Below are 17,820 nucleotides of genomic sequence, written 5' to 3'. Positions count from 1 at the left end.
AGTGATTAGTAAATAAAATACGTAAATTTAGAAATACTATCTAATACAGCGTAAATTATAGCTAATAATAAAATTTTAGGAGGAAAGTAGATATGAAACTAAAGAAATTGTCTTTATTAGGTTTATCGTTGCTATTATCACTTAGTGTAGTAGCTTGTACCAAAAAAAATCAAGAAAGAGTTGGCGATGATGCTAACAGAGCTAAAAACAATGTGGAAGCAAAAGTTGATGACTATACAAATTACTATACAACAGCTTACAACGATTATTCTATGGGTATGGATAAATACTCTATGTATAACACTGTAGAGAGTGTAAACAAAGTTTATGAAACAAAAGAATATCCAGGGAATGAAAAATATCTAAAAGAAGTGAAAGATGCTTACAAAGATTCTAGAGATAAAACTCAAAATTTTGTAAATTCACTTAAAAAAGATGGAAAGACTGAAGACAAAGAGCTTAAAGGAATGCACGATAAACTTATAGCTGAAGGTGAAAAAACTGTAAAGGAAATGGATGTTAGAATTAATAGACTAAATGAGATTTCTGATGAAGATATGAAAAGAGATCAAAATGGATTTATAACATTAGTCCACGGAATTACTCATACAGGAAACGATATACAAACAGGATTTGGCAACATGGTTAATGACATGAATAAAAGACTTGGGATAAATATAAATAAAAAATAAGTTTTTTAAATAAAGTGTTTTAAAATATCGATATAAAAAACTAAAAAAGTTGTTGACAATTATAATTAATCAATATAATATGTATTTAACAACAAAACGAAACAACAAAAAAACTAAAAAAGAAAAATTAATAAGTGTACGTCTTATCAAGAGAGGTGGAGGGACTGGCCCTGTGAAACCCGGCAACCAGTATATATTTATATACATTGGTGCTAAATCCTGCAACTAATATAGTTGATAGATGAGTATAAATAGAGTCTTTAAGGCCTGAGTTTATACTCAGGCCTTATTTAATTTTTAAATTATATTTCCTAGTTTAAATATAAATTTAAAGAATCTAGAATCTATGATTTAAGCAGGTAAAATGATATATAAATTTACTTATATAGGTGATGATTGGAGTAGTTTTAGCAATTGGAAGGGGGCATTATAATGATTACCATAAATAAAGTCAATAAGTTTTATGGGGATACACAGGTTCTTAACGATGTAAGCATAGATATAGAATCTGGTGAAATATTTGGAATTATAGGTCACAGTGGGGCAGGGAAATCAACACTTCTGAGATGTATAAACGGTCTAGAGGAATACCAAGGAGGAAGTGTCAAAGTAGATGACAAAGAAGTAAACTCGCTTGACGAAAAAGAAACTAGAAACTTAAGAAAAGATCTTGGAATGATATTTCAACACTTTTCTTTGCTTGAGAGAAAGACGGTTTTTGACAATGTAGCATTACCTTTGGAATGTTTTGGATATACAAAGCAAGAAATTAAAGAAAGAGTGCTAGAATTATTAGATTTAGTAGGTATCTCTGAGAAGAAGAATGAAAAACCAAGGAACTTAAGTGGTGGACAAAAACAGAGAGTGGCAATAGCGAGGGCACTTGCGCTAAATCCAAAAGTTCTTCTATGTGATGAAGCAACATCAGCGCTAGATCCAAATACTACAAAATCAATACTTTCTTTGCTAGAAGATATAAATAAAACTCTAGGTATAACTATAATAATGGTAACTCACCAAATGGAGGTTATAAAACAAATATGTTCTAGGCTTGCAATTATGGAAGATGGCAAAGTACTCGAAATTGGAGATACAGAAGAAATTTTCTTACAAAACAATAAAAGCTTAAGAAAGCTTATTGGAGAAGAGAGCATAATTCTACCTAAAGGAACTAACATAAAAATACTGTTTGCAAAAGATATATCAAATGAATCTATTATAACTACGATGGCTAGAGAATTAGATATAGATGTATCGATTATATTTGGCAAACTTGAGCAGTTTAAAGACGATATACTTGGATCTTTGATTATTAACATACCATCTGAAAATGGAGAAAAAGTAAGAGAATTCTTAAGAGACAAGAATATTAGATGGGAGGATTTGACTAATGGCACTGAGTGATTTTTTAAGCAATATTTTTATAGAAGCACTTTTACAGACATTGTACATGATAATAGTACCTACAATAGCAGCGACTATTCTGGGATTTATACTTGCAATTATACTAGTAGTAACAGCTCCAAATGGACTGAAGCCAAATAATTCAGTGTACAATGTACTTGGATTTATAGTAAATGTATTTAGAAGTTTTCCGTTTATGATACTTATAGTTGCACTTATACCAGTTACTAGAGTGATTGTTGGCTCAGCGATTGGAGAAACTGCTGCAATAGTTCCAATAACTATAGGGGCTGCTCCATTTATTGCTAGGGTAATAGAAAGCGCTTTAAATGAAGTGGATAAAGGGCTTATAGAAGCGGCAAAATCTTTCGGGGCGACTAAAAGACAAATAATATCTAAAGTCATGATAAAAGAGGCGCTGCCATCTATAATTTCAGGTATAACTTTATCGGTAATATCTATACTTGGATACACTGCAATGGCAGGAGTGGTAGGTGCAGGTGGACTTGGTAATGTAGCATTAGTGTATGGACACCAACAGTTTGATACACCAGTAATAGTCTATACAGTAATTGCACTTATAATTTTAGTCCAAATAATACAGGGTATAGGAAATATACTCTACAAGAAACTTAGATAAAACAGTACTATTTTGTCTAAAAAGGAATTATGTAGAATTATTAAATATATAAATATAAATTATATATTCTATAAATATAAAATTAAAACAGGGGGTATTACTATGAAAATTAAAAAGGTTTTAACACTAACACTGTCACTACTGCTTACGGCTTCAATGATAGGATGTTCACCAGCTAAAGGCGATGACAAAGAGGATACAAAGGCAGCATCAAAAGAGGATAAAGTAATAACAGTAGGAGCAACTGCAAATCCACATGCTGAAATACTAGAGGAAGCTAAACCACTTCTTAAAGAAAAAGGATATGATTTAAATATAAAAGTATTTAACGATTATGTGCTTCCAAATACAGCATTAGATGAAGGATCTTTAGATGCCAACTTCTTTCAGCATATTCCTTACTTAGAGGAAACAGTTAAAGAGAAAGGATATAAGCTTACATATACATCTAAAGTTCATTTAGAGCCAATGGGATTCTATTCAGAAAAGCTTAAAGATATAAAAGATATAGCTGATGGATCTACTATCGCAGTACCAAATGATCCTACTAATGGAGCTAGAGCACTTAAATTACTTGCTGACAATGGTGTTATAAAAGTAAAAGACGCTGAGTTAATAACTAAAAATGATATAACAGAAAATCCTAAAAATATAAAGATAAAAGAGATGAATGCAGAGCAATTACCTACAGTACTTAAAGATGTTGACGGCGCAGTAATAAATACTAACTACGCATTAAACGCTGATTTAAATCCTTTAAAAGATGCTCTTGCTATAGAATCTAAAGATTCTCCTTACTCAAATATATTAGCATGTAGAGAAGATAATAAAGACAGTGAAAAAATAAAAGCCCTATCAGATGTATTAAATAGTAAAGAAGTTAAAGCATTTATAGAAGAAAAATATCAAGGTAGTATAATACCTTCATTTGAATAATAAAAAGTAATTTTGGATAATTAAAATTTGATAAATTTAGAAAAAGTAAGTAAAATTTTTTACTTACTTTTTTTATTATTCAGAAACTGACAAAATTTTCTCTTAAATCATGATAGTATATTCATGTATGAGACAAAAAATATATAAAGAGAGGCATGTTATGAGATTTAAAACAGCTTTACAGGAAAATAAGATGTTTATTGTTTTCACTATATTACTTAATGTTATGGCATTTTATAGTATAAATATGTATATGTTCTTCATAAATGTATTTAAAATAACTTTATTATGTATATTTGGATATTCTATTGTTTATTCTAGAGGGCTAAAGCAAGATATGTTTATGAACAACCTCAAGATTAGCTGTACAGTTTTAATTATAGTAGGTATATTAGGCGTTAGTGTCGACATAGAGGAGTATATTAGGTTTCTGTTGCTGACACTTACCGTAAATAATTTCTCTATATTTGCTTATAAAGTTTTGATTAAAAGACTTGATTTTGGAAGATACAAACTGCTATTTACGTATTTATCAATTATTATTTTAGAGTTTGTAGCAAGAAACTTTTTTTACGATATAAATGTAAATAATCAGATAGCGATTATAAATTTAATATTATGTTTAATCAATTTAATGTTAGTCTTATATAGCAATACAAATAAAAATATCGATTACGAAAATATATTGAAGCGTCTATCTGCAGTAGCAGTACTTTCCACAACTGCATGTATATTTGCAATAAAAAGTGTGGCTCTTATAGATAAATTAAAATTCTCGTGTTTATCTCAATTTTTACTTTGTATAAGTGTATATATATCTTATACATTCAGTGTAAGACAAAAAGTAGTAGTTCCTTATTCTGAACTTCATGTAAGCAATGAAAAATTAAATATAAATAAAAACCGACTAGATAAGCTTAATTCGGCTATAGAAAAAGACATACATATTCAACAGACTCTAAAAAATCACATAATTCACAGGAAAGAGCTATTGATACAAGCTCTAAATAATATGCCAGATGCGTGGGCTATAATGAACTATGACCTTAGTATAGTTTACAGCAACTTTAAATTTAACAAAGAGTTTATGAGAGATAAAATCTATTTAAAGAAACTTTTAGAGACTATAAAACAGGAAAAAGAAATTTTTGACAGCAATAGTGAGACATTTAATTTTAATGATAGAAGGTTAGTTTTAATTGAGAGAATCTATCTACTTAGTATCAACTATAATATTGAAGAAGATGAATATCTAGTGAGTTTAACTGATATTACGCAAGAATCTATAATGGATAAAAGAATTAGAGATATAAATGAAGACTATGAGAAAATAATCTTAAATATACCATGCCCTATAATGGTTAGGACTACAGAAGCACCCAATGGCGATAATACAATTGTGAGTATAAATAAAAGCTTTGAGAATAGTTTCGGAGTTACAGCAAAACAATTTAGACATATGACAATAGAGAACTATATTTCTGGGTTTAATATAGATTTATTTGATAATAGGAACTTCAAACGACTTGGTTTAAATATAGACGAGAGAGAAGATATAATTAACTATGGATCCGCGGCCAACTGCATTGTAAACTTCGCAATGAAAGATAATTTCGGTGAGGAGCGGGTTGAGGAAGTTAGAGTTGGAGATTACTATTCAGACAATAGACTCTATAAATTGCTTACTTTTAGAAACATTACTAAAGAGATTAATATACTAAAAGATACTAACGACCAAAAGATCGTGTATGAAAAATTACTCGATGCGATACCAGAAGCATTATTTTTAGAAAATATGTCAACTTCACGTGTAATTTATACAAATGTGGCATTTAATAAATTATTTGGTATTGAAGATGATGTTTTAGGGGTAAATACACAAAAGTATAGAAATATTTTAGTAAAAAAATACATAAACAATCTTAAAAACGGGGATAAGAGAAAGAGTATACATCTTGTAAACGAAAAAAACCAAATAAAAGAAGTCGAGATGATATCAAGGAAGCTTTACTTTGGACAAAAAGAGAGTAGAGTAAGAAAAATAAGGGATTTAAGTGTGCAAAGGGAATCAGAAAGACTTAAAAATGCACTGCTTAAGCAGAGAAAGTACGATCAAATGAAGATGGAGTTTTATGCTAATATTTCGCATGAACTGAAGACTCCTCTAAATAATATCTACAGTTCTTCACAACTTATAGAAAAACTATTTGATAAAGGAAAGATAAAAGAAACTCAAAATATATTAGAAGAACATTTAAAAATAACGAAACAAAATATGTTTAGACTGATGAGACTTATAGATAATATTATAAATATTTCTCAAGTAAAATCTGAAATATATAAAGTAAGAGCTGTAAACTTCGATATTATAGAGATTACGGAAGGCATAGTCACATCAATTAGCAGTTATTCTAGATCTAAAGAGATCGATGTTGTATTTGATACAAATGAAGAAGAAATTATGGTTGGACTAGATCCTGAATCAATAGAAAGGATAATCCTAAATTTAATATCAAATGCAATCAAATTTACTCATAGCGGCGGTGAAATATTAGTTGGAATTTACAAGCGCGGAGAAGAAGTTCAAATAGTTGTAAGAGACAGTGGTGTAGGTATAGAAGCTGAAAAGCTCAAAGACATATTCAAGAGGTTTAAACAAATAGAAAACAGTGGAATTTCTAATGAATTTGGTAGTGGTATTGGACTTTGTTTAACAAAATCTCTTGTTGAGATTCAAAATGGAAATATAGATATTTCCAGTAAATTAGGGGAAGGTACTGAAGTTACAGTTATATTCCCAATAAAAGAAGTTGTAGAGGAAATATCAGATATAAGAGAATACGACAACAATATTGAAAAATTTGAAATAGAATTTTTCGATATTTATAAAGAAGGATAGAAATTCTTTCGGCATAATAATTTTATATATAAAATTGTAGTTAAGATATAGACAAATCCTAGCTAATAAATTATATTTAAATTAGCAATGTTGAGAAAATACAGTTACATATAAATTTACTATAACTATAAAAATATGGAAGATAATATTAGAGGTGGCAATTTTGAATAAAGATATAGGTGCTAAAATAAAACAACTTAGAACGCAGAAACAGATGACTTTAAAATATATGAGTGAGCAGACAAATTTATCTATAGGATTTCTATCTCAACTAGAAAGAGGATTAACTAGTGTAGCTACTGATTCCCTAGCTAAAATAGCAGATGTACTAGAAGTTGAGCTTACATACTTTTTTATGAGACCAAAAGAAAGAAAGAGAAGGGTACTTAGAAGTTACGAAAAAGAAGTTTTCGATATATCAAACTCAATGTTTATCCATTATCATTTATCTGCAAGTTTAAAAGATAAACAACTTCTTCCGAGACTTATAGAAATTCTTCCAAATAAAACCGACGAGGAGATTTGCAGTTATATTCATGAGGGAGAGGAGTTTGTATACGTATTAGAAGGTGTTTTGACCGTATTTTTAGGTGATGAGCAGATAGATATGTATCCTGGAGATTCTATACACTACGATAGCGAGAAAAACAAGCACAATTGGGCAAATTACACTAATAAAATGGTTAAGATATTAGTGGTAAGTATTCCGAACCCATTTAGAGAAGATCAAATATAGAATAACAGATATAAAAGATTAAATATAGAAGAAATATTAAACGGGAAATTTAAAACCGCCTCATTTTTTGAGGCGGTTTTTTAGTGATCCATTATACTTTTGTATCTTACTATATTCTATACTTTAGTTAATATTAGAATAAACCTTTTACCCAGTTTACGAGTTTAGTGAAAAAACCATCTTCTTGGTTTTCTTTATTTTGATCATTTGAGTTGTTTTCTAATTCGTTATCTTTATCTCCTGCATTTTGATCAGCATCACTGTTACTCGTACTGTTGTCTGTATTATTATCTGAACTATTATTAGAATTGCTATTTGCATTATCTGAAGAATTGTTTGATGTATTTAACACATCTTTATCTGTTGAATCTATTACTGCGTTAGATCCTAGTGCATCGTCATTTGTATTATTTAGGATACCTACATTGCCACTTCCTCCAGAGAATAACCCTGCAAACCAATCTTTTACTTTTGTGAAGAATCCTTCAGTGTTTCCTTCGCCTATATTGTTTAACTCTTCGTTTACATTATCCTTTACATTTTCAAGAGTATTTTTCATACTGCTATAGTCGTAATCTTGTTTAGATATTTTAGACATTATATCTTCTATTTGTTTTTTCTGTTCAGGTGTAAGTGTAATATTGTAGTTGTTAGTTATGTTATTTATTGTATCGGCTATTTGGATAACATCTGAAGTACCATTTTTTATTATCTCTGATTTTATATCATTCATAACTCCAGTAGCTTTTTCTTGTCCAACTTCATCTCCTAAGTTTCCAGTGACTACTAATTCTTCTGAAGCTATTTCCTTTTTAGTTTCGTCTAGTTTTTCTCCTGAGGCATCTTCAAATGCTTTCATTATACCAGTTAATGCACCAGTTCCACTTACTTTGTATGGAGCAGCTGCTATTACGTTGGCATTGTCTAGTCCTGCAGTTGATAAAGTTGATGCTATCATTGAACTTGTTACCCATGTTAAATTAGCAGTTTTAACATTTATTCCACCTTTTGAAGTAGGTTCAACATATGAACATGAGATAGTAGCTTTACCTAATTGAGCTTCACTTGCCACTCCTTGTAGGTACTTTCTCTCCTCAGCGTTTGTAACATCTAAAGTCAATACCTCATCTTTATTAACACCGAAATAATCTAACATTTGTTGTTTTTGAGAAGGTGTTAAGTTTACACCGAGAGTAACGACGTTAGATCCATCTGCATAAGCTAGGTTGAAGCTTCCTAAAACTACCATTGCAGATACGATTATTGAACTCGCCATCTTTTTTAATTTCATAATAGACCTCCTAGTAAACTATATTTACATAGTAATTGTTTTTTTGCAAAAACTAATTTAGATATTCGCATTTAAGTGTATATCAAAGTTATACCTAATATAAACTAAAATAAAAACTAATGCGATTACAAGATTGTAATAAAAGATTGGAGATATGTCAAATATAATTTATGTATTATGTAAATTTTAATAAATATGAATTTACACTATTTTGCTCAACCAATTGAAAAATTAATACATTTATTATACTATAAGAGATGGAGTAAAATTTGTAACTTTTAGTTTGAAAGGAGAAAAAATGTCTAAAGAATTAGTGAAAGATAGAGTGATAAAATACTTCATTGAGGATTTATTAGTACCACAAGATATGATAGATACAAATGTAGAATTGTCAGAGTTTGAAGAAGGTGCAGAAGGAGTAATTGATATTGTTGTAAATGCAGTTGACGAGGATGATTACTATGTACCTGTAATGATTTGTCAGTGTTTAGATGAAGATATACCGTTAGAAGGCGATATACTTGAAAAACAAATAGATTTCTTGGAAGAGATTGACAATATAACTACATCTGGTAGACTTGTTCTAACAAATGGAGATGAAATGATGTATGCAGATTGGAAAGGTGAAGAATACGATACTGAATCTGCTCTACCAAACTATGAGACTATGGTTAAGGAATTTAAAGAGTCAGAAAAAATGGCTCTAGCTTTTGAACAAGAGCACAATCACGATCATGAAAATTGCGATTGCTGTGACCACGATCACGACCACAAATAAAAATCGATTGTAAGTTAGAAGTTTAGTCTTGCTTACATTTTTAGTATGATTAAGCCAGAAGACTTTAATATGTTTTCTGGCTTAAATTATTGTAGAATAGCTTTAAAATTAATATATTCAGAGGTTAAATAATCCTTAAATTTGACACATAATGAAACTTATTTATTTAAAATGTAGAAATTTATATAATATAGGGAGGAAAATGAAAATTAAAGCAGAATATATTTATATAGTTTTTTATCATTATAACATTTCAAAATACACATAACAAATTTGAAATATAAGTATAGTTTATAGTGAGTAAAATAAAATGTTAGTTTGATAAAGGGGTGGACTTATGAATGTATTAGAAGGAAATTTAAAGCGAAATAATTCCTACGACAGCGTTTCAAATGCGATGAGGATGTATCTTAATGATATTGAAGGGTATGAAATGCTTACTGCAAAAGAAGAAGTAGAACTTGCAAAACAGATAGTTAATTCTTCGAGTACTGCTAAGGAAGAGTTTATAAATTCTAATTACCGTCTCGTTGTAAGTATTGCAAAAAAATACAAGAGAGAAAGTATGGATATGCTCGATTTAATTCAAGCTGGCAATATTGGACTTATAAAAGCTGTAGACAAGTACGACTATAAAAAAGGATTTAAGTTTAGTACTTATGCTACTTGGTGGATAAGGCAAAGCATTACTAGGTATATAGATGACTGTGAGTATATAATTAGATTACCTGTTCATCTACAGCAAAAAATAAGCATGTTAAAAAGAAAAAAACAAGAATTTGTAAATATATACCTAAGAGATCCAAATGTAGAAGAGTTGGCTGATTATTGTGACTTGGATGTCGACAAGGTAACAGAAGTGCTGAATAACAATAAAAATATAATATCTTTAGATAGCCCTATTAAAGATGACGAGGACGGAAGTCTAGTAGAATTTATTCCATCGGATGATACTTTAAATGATATTGTTATAGATGAAGTTGAAAAACACAATTTACAAGAGAAAATAGACGAGGTCCTTTCGTTTTTAACAGATCAAGAAGAAGAGGTATTAAGAAGTAGGTTTGGGCTAGGCGAAAGCGAACCAAAGACACTTGAAGAAATTGGAAAAATATTTGGAGTAACAAGGGAAAGAATAAGACAGATCGAGGCTAAAGCTTTGAGAAAACTTAGACATCCAAGTAAGCTAAAGCAACTTGAGAATTTTTACTAAGGAGAACTATTAATGATAGATATAATGAGTAAGGTAGATTTGACACTTCTGAAAGCTACAGCTAAGTGGGAGGACATAAGAAATTTATGTGATGAAGCTAAGGGTACAAAGGCATTTTCGGTTTGTGCTCCACCGATTTATGTAAAGAGGGTATCGGATTATTTAAATGGCGATATAGCAGTTTGTACTGTTATTGGATTCCCACTTGGATATCAAACGACTGAGCTTAAAGTTTACGAAACAGAGATCGCGTTAAAAGAAGGCGCAGATGAGATCGATATGGTTGTAAATTTAACAGATCTTAAAAATAGAGACTACAGTAAAATAGAAGATGAAATAAGAAGAATAAAACAAGTAGTAGGAGACAATATTTTAAAAGTTATAATAGAGACTTGTTATCTAGATGATTCTGAAAAGATAAAGATGTGTGAAATAATAAATTCTGCTAAAGCTGATTTTGTAAAAACTTCAACTGGTTTTGGAACATCTGGGGCAACTTTGGAAGATATAAAGCTTTTATCAGACAACATATCAGATAGTATCAAAATTAAAGCATCTGGCGGGATAAGGACGAAAGAATTTGCCGAAGAACTAATTAAAGCTGGAGCTTCGAGAATTGGTTGTAGCTCTGTATTAAATGATTAAATATTTAATGCAAACACTTTATGTGCTAGCTTGTAAATAACTGAACACTGCCAAGTTGGAGTATTCGGATTTTTATTAGCTAGCACATTTATATATTGAGATTATTAATAGGTATTATTTATTGATATCATTTATATATAATTATTTATATATTACAATCAAAATACTTTTATTATTTATTATCGAAATATTTTTGTGCTTTATAATTTATATGATTAAGTTGTAAATTTGTGTAGTTAAGAAACAAACTGCAAAGGCGATTGCAGTAGGAAGTAAAAAGCCTACAAGCGTCCATTTATTGCTTTTAGTTTCCTTTCTTATAGTAAGTAAAGTAGTAGCACATGGCCAGTGCAACAAACTAAACAACATTACATTTAAAGCTGTTAAGTAAGTCCAACCATTATCCAATAAAACCTTTCCGAGTGCATCAAAAGAATCTAATTCTATCATAGATCCGGTAGCTAAATAGCACATCATAAGTATAGGTATTACTATTTCATTTGCAGGAAAACCAAGTATAAAAGCAAGTAGAATAAAACCATCCAATCCGATAAGTTTGGCAATTGGATCTAAAAATGAACCGATATGTGATAGTACACTTATGTCACCTACATATAAATTAGCCAGAATCCAAGTTATTACACCAGCTGGAATTGCAACTATTACAGCTCTTCCGAGAACAAATATGGTTCTATCGATTATAGACGTATAAATAATTCTACCAACTTTGGGAACCCTGTAAGGAGGGAGCTCCAATGTAAATGTAGATGGTACACCTTTTAATAAAGTTTTTGATAAAGTATAAGAGACTAAAAGTGTCGTTATTACCCCTAATATCATAATACCAGTTACTGAAAGCGCCGTAATAACACTTGAAGTAAATGAGTTGGTTACGACTGAGCTGAAGAATATTGTTGAAATAGCTATCAAAGTTGGGAACCTTCCATTACAAGGTACAAAGTTATTTGTAAGGATTGCAATAAGCCTTTCTCTCGGGGAGTCAATAATTCTACATCCAATAACCCCTGCTGCATTACATCCAAAACCCATGCACATAGTTAGGCACTGTTTTCCGTGTGCACAAGCTTTTTTAAATAGATGGTCTAAATTGAATGCAACTCTAGGTAGGTATCCTAAATCCTCTAGCAATGTAAATATAGGGAAGAATATAGCCATTGGAGGAAGCATTACAGATACAACCCATGCTAAAGTTCTATAAAGGCCTTGTACAAGCATATTATTTAACCACTCTGGTGCATTTAAACTAGACAGTAGAGCAGATAAATTAGGTTCTCCACTAAACAGTACATTTGCAAGAAGCTTAGACGGATAGTTCGATCCTTGTATAGTAACCCAAAGTATGGCTCCGAGAAGCAATAACATTATTGGAAGCCCGAACAATTTTGATGTAAGAATTCTGTCGACTTTTTCTTCTTTATCAAGAAGATCACCTTTACTGTTTGAACTAACTTGCTGACTTAGTTTTTGTGCGTAATCATAGTTGATTCTGGTAAATTCATCCCTGATAAATTGTTTGTCTAGATCATCTGGGATCATTTCTTTTATCTTATTGATACTATCGATAGTATCTTTAGTAAGATAATTGTTCATAGATTCAAATATACTTTCGTCTTGGTCGATTAATCTAAGACTTAGCCATCTAGAATTAATATCTGGAATAATTTGCTTTATCTCTGGTTCAATTAAATTTACTATTTCTTCTATTTTTTCATTATAATATATAGTTTTTACTTTTTTAGAAGAGGTACTTGAGGATATTGTATCTATACTTAAAAGCAATTCGTTCATACATTCCCCATTTCTAGCTGCAGTCAAAACAACTGGAATCCCAAGTTCTTCTTCTAATAAATCTTTGTCTATAACAATTCCTTTTTTTCTGGCTTCATCTACAAGATTTATACATAAAATCACTTTATCTGTCAGTTCCATTACTTGAAACAGTAAATTTAAATTTCTTTCAAGACATGTTGCATCGCAGACGACTACGACAGCATCTGGGTTACCAAAACATATAAAATCTCTTGCAACAATTTCCTCTTGGGAAAGTGCAAAAAGCGAGTAAGTTCCTGGCAAATCAACTAAAATAAAGTCATTGTCATTGTATTTGAAACTTCCTCTAGCCGTTGCTACAGTTTTTCCAGGCCAGTTGCCAGTATGCTGTTTTAGACCAGTTAAGTAATTGAATACAGTACTTTTTCCAGTATTGGGATTACCCGCCAAAGCAACCATAGTCTCACTATCTTTTTTTTCGATATTAAACATATCTTTTAAAGAATTGATCTTTGTTGAGCTATGTGTCAAACCCATTTAATTAATCCTCCTGTTGATGTATTTATTTATTAGAGACCAAAATAAGATTACTTTCTTCTTTTCTTAGAGCAATTTTTGTTCCTCTTACTTTATAAACAGTTAAATTGTTCTTTGGTCCTTTTCTAATAACATCTATAGAAGCTCCCCTAGTTAATCCTAAAGCGAGCATTCTCTCTCTTAAATTACCGCTTGATAGAAGGGTCTCAACTTTTACTGTGTTGCTTTCTTTAATATCGCTGAGTTTTTGCATAGTGACACCTCCTTAAAATATTTAGATTTAGATTGAGTTGATCGTTCTATTTTAAACTATGTATATCTGTGTCATTTCGTTACGGCTTTTGATAAAAGAAAATAATAAATACTTTTTAAATTCAACTAGATTATCTTAAATATTTAAGCAGAGTAAAGTATAAAAAATAAAGTGAAAATGCGTGAAAGGTGAGAATATAATTTGAATATTTGTTTATAATATAGAAAAAGGTTGACAATTTAAAGAAATCCTAATATATTATAATTAATATATAAAAGAATAAAGCTATGATAGGAAGAAGTAGAATTAAAATTGGTTTTGCAGAGAGTCCCAGTTTGGTGAAATGGGATAGATTGATTTAATTTGAATACATCCTAGAGCAGTATCTCTGAACATTACAGTAGGAGTATATCGTTTAGTACGCGTTACAGTACTTGAGTATGTCTTTTTGAATACTTATTAAGGCTAGTGCTGAAAAGCATTGGTGAAATTAGGTGGTAACACGTGAGTAATACTCTCGTCCTTTTATAGGATGGGAGTTTTTTTATATTTAAAACGAAATTATACAAGATTAAAGGAGGATTCATATGAATAATTTAGATGACAAAATGAAAATAATCATGAAGGGTGTAGACGATTTAATAGATGAAAAAGACCTTAAGGAAAAGCTAATTAAATCTGAAAAGGAAGGGAAACCCCTTGTAGTTAAGTTGGGACTAGATCCAAGTGCACCAGATATACACTTAGGTCATACGGTAGTTTTAAGAAAGATGAGACAACTTCAGGATTTAGGTCACCAGATAGTAATAATAATAGGTGACTTCACAGGAAAAATAGGTGACCCTACAGGAAAGTCTAAAGCTAGAAAAGCTTTATCAACAGAGCAAGTACTTGCAAATGCGAAGACTTACGAAGAACAAATATTTAAAGTTTTAGATAAAGAAAGAACAATAGTTAGATTTAACAGTGAGTGGCTAGCGAAATTAAACTTTGAAGATGTAATAAATCTTGCAGCTACAATAACAGTAGCTAGAATGTTAGAAAGAGAAGACTTTAAAAAGAGATACGAAGGACAAATGCCTATTTCAGTGCACGAATTTTTCTACCCTTTAATGCAAGCATATGATTCAATAGCTATAAAAGCTGATATAGAGTTAGGTGGAACAGACCAAAGATTCAACCTGCTTATGGGAAGATCATTACAAAAAGAATTCGATATGGAGTCTCAAATCGTTATAATGATGCCTCTACTAGAAGGTTTAGACGGTGTAGAAAAGATGAGTAAGAGTTTAGGAAACTACATTGGAATAGATGAAGAAGCTGGTCTAATGTACCAAAAATCAATGGAGATACCTGATGAACTTATAATAAAATACTACAATTTAGTTACTGATGTTCATCCTGATGAAGTAGAAAAGATTAAGTCACAGTTGGATAACGATGAAGTAAATCCAAGGGATATAAAGATGAGACTAGCGAAAGAAATAGTTACTTTATACCATGGTGAAGAAGCCGCTAATCAAGCTGAAGATAGATTTAAGAGCGTATTCCAAAAAGGACAAATACCTTCAGATATACTAACAGTAGAAGTTGCAAAAGAAAGCCTTGATATAGCTGCTGTTGTAGTTGAAAATGGTTTGGTTCAAAGTAAGAGTGAAGTTAGAAGACTTGTAAGCCAAGGCGGAGTTAAGATAAATGGAGAAAAAGCGACTGATCTTAACAATATACCTGATGAAGCTGAACTAGTTATACAAATAGGTAAGAAAAAATTTATAAAATTAGTTCTTAATTAATAGCTGCTATGCAAATTATCGATTGTCGGTATTACTACATTGTGAAAATCAGACAAGATTTTGAGTGTTGTGGGATCGACGATCGTCAAACAGCGCTGGTAGCCTAATTTTTTTATTAAAGTAAAAAAATATTTTCTAAAGGTGTTTACAAAAATCAATTAATATATTAATGTATTATTATAGACAAATATTCATAAAAAATTCGTCATAACACATTTTTGTTGTGCCACGATGCTTATAGAAAAACTCTCTGCATTTTTAGGGGGTTTTAATTTTGCAAAAAAACGATAAAGGAGGTAGTCTATATGAAAAAATATTATGGAGAATTAGGATTAATAATAGTATCTATTGTATGGGGAGGCGGGTATGTAGCTACTCAGTTTGCACTAGATGGAGGACTTACACCACTTCAGATTATAACTATGAGATTCTTTTTAGCAGCAGTATTTATCAATGTAATATTCTTTAAACATATTAAAGCTAATATAGATAAGAGAGCTTTAAAATCTGGAATCATGTTAGGTACATTTTTATTTGTGGCATTTACGCTACAAACTATAGGTCTTATGCATACTACACCATCTAAAAATGCGTTTATTACATCGGCGAATGTCGTAATTGTGCCATTTATAGGACTTTTAATATACAGAAGAAAACTTGATAAATTTGGTGTAATAAGTAGTTTTATAGCATTAATAGGAATAGGAATACTATCATTAGAGTCTGACTTTAGTATTAATTACGGAGATATGCTTACATTATTATGTGCATTTGGGTTTGCTTTTCACATCTTCTTTACTAGTGAATTTGTAAAAAACAGTAGCCCTATAGTTTTAACTGCTATTCAATTTACAGTTGCATTTGTGCTTTCTGCAATTGTTCAGGTAGGTTCAGGACAGTGGGGATTTGTTGCAGAGCCAAAAGGATACTTGGGAATATTTTTCCTAGCAGTATTTAGTACTAGTATTTGTTTCTTTTTACAGACAGTTTGCCAAAAGGTAGTGGATGGAACAAAAGCAGCTATTATTTTATCAACTGAAGCAGTATTTGGAACTATTTTTTCGGTTATAGTACTACACGAGTTACTTACGGCTAAATTAATAGCAGGAAGTATACTAATATTTGTAGCTATAATTACAGCTGAGACTAAGTTATCATTCCTAAAAAGAAAAGATAGAAGAGATACTGAAGAATTGGAAGAAGAAAGACCAATTGAAGTTGCCAAATAATCCATTTTATACTAAAATTAATCTTAAGGTAATAATTAAAAAATTTAAATTTTTATGTTTAATATAATTCATCTAGGGTATTAATAATGATGTAGCAATATTTATTAAAATAAAAATTTAAATGAAAAATTAATTTTAGGAGGAAATGAAACATGAAAAAATGGGTTTGTACAGTATGTGGATATATACACGAAGGGGAAACTGCTCCAGAGCAATGTCCAGTATGTAAAGTAGGAGCTGATAAGTTCGAAGAAATGAAAGGTGAAATGGTTTGGGCTGACGAGCACAGAATAGGTGTAGCTCAAGGTGTTGACGAAGAAATAGTAGAAGGATTGAGAGCTAACTTTACAGGAGAATGTACAGAAGTTGGTATGTACTTAGCTATGAGTAGACAAGCGGATAGAGAAGGACATCCAGAAGTAGCTGAAGCTTACAAGAGAATAGCTTTTGAAGAAGCTGAGCATGCTGCAAAATTTGCTGAGTTATTAGGAGAAGTTGTTGTAGCTGACACTAAAGAAAACTTAAGAGTTAGAGTTGACGCTGAGTACGGTGCAACTGATGGAAAATTAAAATTAGCTAAGAGAGCTAAAGAATTAGGACTAGATGCTATACATGATACAGTTCATGAAATGTGTAAAGATGAAGCTAGACATGGTAAAGCATTCTTAGGATTATTAAACAGATACTTCGAAAACTAAGAATAGATAAGCATTATCAATGCTTTTAATAAAAAATATAACGAAAAAAATGTATTTGCCACCGATTTACCACCGAAAGGTATAAGTTGGTGGCAAATTTATTTTATATACCTTTCATACATATCAATTGTATTTCTTTGAGAATCTTCATAATAGTGCGCATATATATAGTAATTCTAATATTGGCATGCCCTAATCTTTTCTGTATCTCTTTTAGGTTCACGCCACTGTTCATTAACATTGTTGCATGCGTATGTCTTTATCAATATATTTATAGTACTGTCC

The 17,820-nt window shown here is 30.7% G+C and carries 15 protein-coding genes, 1 pseudogene, 1 riboswitch and 1 other annotated feature; of the genes and pseudogenes, 12 read left to right on the top strand and 4 right to left on the bottom strand.

Annotated features, from left to right (window positions below; all coding sequences use genetic code 11):
- Positions 1-92: 92 nt before the first annotated feature.
- From J2Z43_RS03480 to J2Z43_RS03455, 6 genes are all read left to right on the top strand, one after another.
- Entirely contained in the window at positions 93-692 is a 600-nt protein-coding gene (locus J2Z43_RS03480; protein WP_209455866.1) for a hypothetical protein, read from the top strand.
- Positions 693-832: 140 nt separating this feature from the next.
- A riboswitch (SAM riboswitch) is annotated at positions 833-940 on the top strand.
- A gap of 184 nt (positions 941-1,124) precedes the next feature.
- Positions 1,125-2,096: a methionine ABC transporter ATP-binding protein gene (locus J2Z43_RS03475; RefSeq protein ID WP_209455865.1), complete on the top strand. Its 972-nt coding sequence runs from the start codon at positions 1,125-1,127 to the stop codon at positions 2,094-2,096.
- Positions 2,083-2,736: a methionine ABC transporter permease gene (locus J2Z43_RS03470; RefSeq protein WP_209455864.1), complete on the top strand. Its 654-nt coding sequence runs from the start codon at positions 2,083-2,085 to the stop codon at positions 2,734-2,736. Before J2Z43_RS03475 ends, J2Z43_RS03470 begins: the two co-directional genes overlap by 14 nt.
- A 102-nt stretch (positions 2,737-2,838) precedes the next feature.
- Complete coding sequence (locus J2Z43_RS03465; RefSeq protein ID WP_209455863.1) at positions 2,839-3,672, top strand: MetQ/NlpA family ABC transporter substrate-binding protein; 834 nt, start codon at positions 2,839-2,841, stop codon at positions 3,670-3,672.
- A gap of 160 nt (positions 3,673-3,832) precedes the next feature.
- The gene (locus J2Z43_RS03460; protein WP_209455862.1) at positions 3,833-6,571 is read left to right on the top strand and encodes a sensor histidine kinase; all 2,739 of its coding nucleotides are present in this window, start codon (positions 3,833-3,835) and stop codon (positions 6,569-6,571) included.
- Between the two features lie 154 nt (positions 6,572-6,725).
- The gene (locus J2Z43_RS03455; protein ID WP_333782934.1) at positions 6,726-7,307 is read left to right on the top strand and encodes a helix-turn-helix domain-containing protein; all 582 of its coding nucleotides are present in this window, start codon (positions 6,726-6,728) and stop codon (positions 7,305-7,307) included.
- 133 nt (positions 7,308-7,440) lie between these two features.
- Here the strand turns inward: J2Z43_RS03455 and J2Z43_RS03450 are convergent, their stop codons facing one another.
- The gene (locus J2Z43_RS03450) at positions 7,441-8,598 is read right to left on the bottom strand and encodes a DUF1002 domain-containing protein (RefSeq protein ID WP_209455861.1); all 1,158 of its coding nucleotides are present in this window, start codon (positions 8,596-8,598) and stop codon (positions 7,441-7,443) included.
- A 298-nt stretch (positions 8,599-8,896) separates the two neighbouring features.
- On the opposite strand from J2Z43_RS03450, the gene J2Z43_RS03445 reads away from it, so the two are divergent.
- The 3 genes from J2Z43_RS03445 to deoC all read left to right on the top strand — a co-directional run bounded on the left by J2Z43_RS03445 (position 8,897) and on the right by deoC (position 11,234).
- Positions 8,897-9,376, top strand: coding sequence for a type I restriction enzyme HsdR N-terminal domain-containing protein (locus tag J2Z43_RS03445; RefSeq protein ID WP_209455860.1), 480 nt, complete (start codon positions 8,897-8,899; stop codon positions 9,374-9,376).
- 337 nt (positions 9,377-9,713) lie between these two features.
- A complete protein-coding gene (locus J2Z43_RS03440; protein WP_209455859.1) occupies positions 9,714-10,589 on the top strand; it encodes a sigma-70 family RNA polymerase sigma factor in 876 nt (291 codons plus the stop codon).
- A gap of 12 nt (positions 10,590-10,601) precedes the next feature.
- A complete protein-coding gene (deoC, locus tag J2Z43_RS03435) occupies positions 10,602-11,234 on the top strand; it encodes a deoxyribose-phosphate aldolase (protein ID WP_209455858.1) in 633 nt (210 codons plus the stop codon).
- A 207-nt stretch (positions 11,235-11,441) separates the two neighbouring features.
- On the opposite strand, the gene feoB is transcribed toward deoC, so the two are convergent.
- Together feoB and J2Z43_RS03425 are read right to left on the bottom strand one after the other, a co-directional pair.
- Entirely contained in the window at positions 11,442-13,562 is a 2,121-nt protein-coding gene (feoB, locus tag J2Z43_RS03430) for a ferrous iron transport protein B (RefSeq protein WP_209455857.1), read from the bottom strand.
- A 25-nt stretch (positions 13,563-13,587) separates the two neighbouring features.
- Positions 13,588-13,815, bottom strand: a complete 228-nt coding sequence (locus J2Z43_RS03425; protein WP_024620050.1) for a FeoA family protein — start codon at positions 13,813-13,815, stop codon at positions 13,588-13,590.
- Positions 13,816-14,093: 278 nt separating this feature from the next.
- Positions 14,094-14,343: a binding site (T-box leader), on the top strand.
- A gap of 59 nt (positions 14,344-14,402) precedes the next feature.
- Between J2Z43_RS03425 and tyrS the strand changes: the two genes are divergently transcribed.
- From tyrS to J2Z43_RS03410, 3 genes are all read left to right on the top strand, one after another.
- Entirely contained in the window at positions 14,403-15,608 is a 1,206-nt protein-coding gene (gene tyrS / locus J2Z43_RS03420; protein ID WP_209455856.1) for a tyrosine--tRNA ligase, read from the top strand.
- Positions 15,609-15,913: 305 nt separating this feature from the next.
- On the top strand, positions 15,914-16,837 hold the full coding sequence (locus J2Z43_RS03415; RefSeq protein ID WP_209455855.1) for a DMT family transporter: 924 nt from the start codon (positions 15,914-15,916) through the stop codon (positions 16,835-16,837).
- 152 nt (positions 16,838-16,989) lie between these two features.
- Positions 16,990-17,535 carry an NADH peroxidase gene (locus tag J2Z43_RS03410; RefSeq protein WP_027701876.1) on the top strand — a complete coding sequence of 182 codons (546 nt, stop codon included), beginning with the start codon at positions 16,990-16,992 and terminating at the stop codon, positions 17,533-17,535.
- Positions 17,536-17,638: 103 nt separating this feature from the next.
- Here J2Z43_RS03410 and J2Z43_RS15410 read toward each other — a convergent pair.
- A pseudogene (locus J2Z43_RS15410) lies at positions 17,639-17,782 on the bottom strand (hypothetical protein); the annotation flags it as partial.
- Between the last annotated feature and the right edge of the window lie 38 nt (positions 17,783-17,820).

Origin of the sequence: Metaclostridioides mangenotii, from assembly GCF_017873185.1 — a bacterium.
GTDB classification, from domain to species: domain Bacteria; phylum Bacillota; class Clostridia; order Peptostreptococcales; family Peptostreptococcaceae; genus Metaclostridioides; species Metaclostridioides mangenotii.
The sequence above is the reverse complement of the archived record's forward strand: the minus strand, read 5'-3'. Positions and strand labels throughout refer to the sequence as shown.

Coding starts and splice junctions, on each gene's coding strand:
- J2Z43_RS03415 (WP_209455855.1), top strand. CDS start 15,914: ATGAAAAAATATTATGGAGAATTAGGATTAATAATAGTATCTATTGTA.
- tyrS (WP_209455856.1), top strand. CDS start 14,403: ATGAATAATTTAGATGACAAAATGAAAATAATCATGAAGGGTGTAGAC.
- J2Z43_RS03450 (WP_209455861.1), bottom strand. CDS start 8,598: ATGAAATTAAAAAAGATGGCGAGTTCAATAATCGTATCTGCAATGGTA.
- J2Z43_RS03410 (WP_027701876.1), top strand. CDS start 16,990: ATGAAAAAATGGGTTTGTACAGTATGTGGATATATACACGAAGGGGAA.
- J2Z43_RS03445 (WP_209455860.1), top strand. CDS start 8,897: ATGTCTAAAGAATTAGTGAAAGATAGAGTGATAAAATACTTCATTGAG.
- J2Z43_RS03425 (WP_024620050.1), bottom strand. CDS start 13,815: ATGCAAAAACTCAGCGATATTAAAGAAAGCAACACAGTAAAAGTTGAG.
- J2Z43_RS03480 (WP_209455866.1), top strand. CDS start 93: ATGAAACTAAAGAAATTGTCTTTATTAGGTTTATCGTTGCTATTATCA.
- J2Z43_RS03470 (WP_209455864.1), top strand. CDS start 2,083: ATGGCACTGAGTGATTTTTTAAGCAATATTTTTATAGAAGCACTTTTA.
- J2Z43_RS03460 (WP_209455862.1), top strand. CDS start 3,833: ATGAGATTTAAAACAGCTTTACAGGAAAATAAGATGTTTATTGTTTTC.
- deoC (WP_209455858.1), top strand. CDS start 10,602: ATGATAGATATAATGAGTAAGGTAGATTTGACACTTCTGAAAGCTACA.
- J2Z43_RS03440 (WP_209455859.1), top strand. CDS start 9,714: ATGAATGTATTAGAAGGAAATTTAAAGCGAAATAATTCCTACGACAGC.
- J2Z43_RS03465 (WP_209455863.1), top strand. CDS start 2,839: ATGAAAATTAAAAAGGTTTTAACACTAACACTGTCACTACTGCTTACG.
- feoB (WP_209455857.1), bottom strand. CDS start 13,562: ATGGGTTTGACACATAGCTCAACAAAGATCAATTCTTTAAAAGATATG.
- J2Z43_RS03475 (WP_209455865.1), top strand. CDS start 1,125: ATGATTACCATAAATAAAGTCAATAAGTTTTATGGGGATACACAGGTT.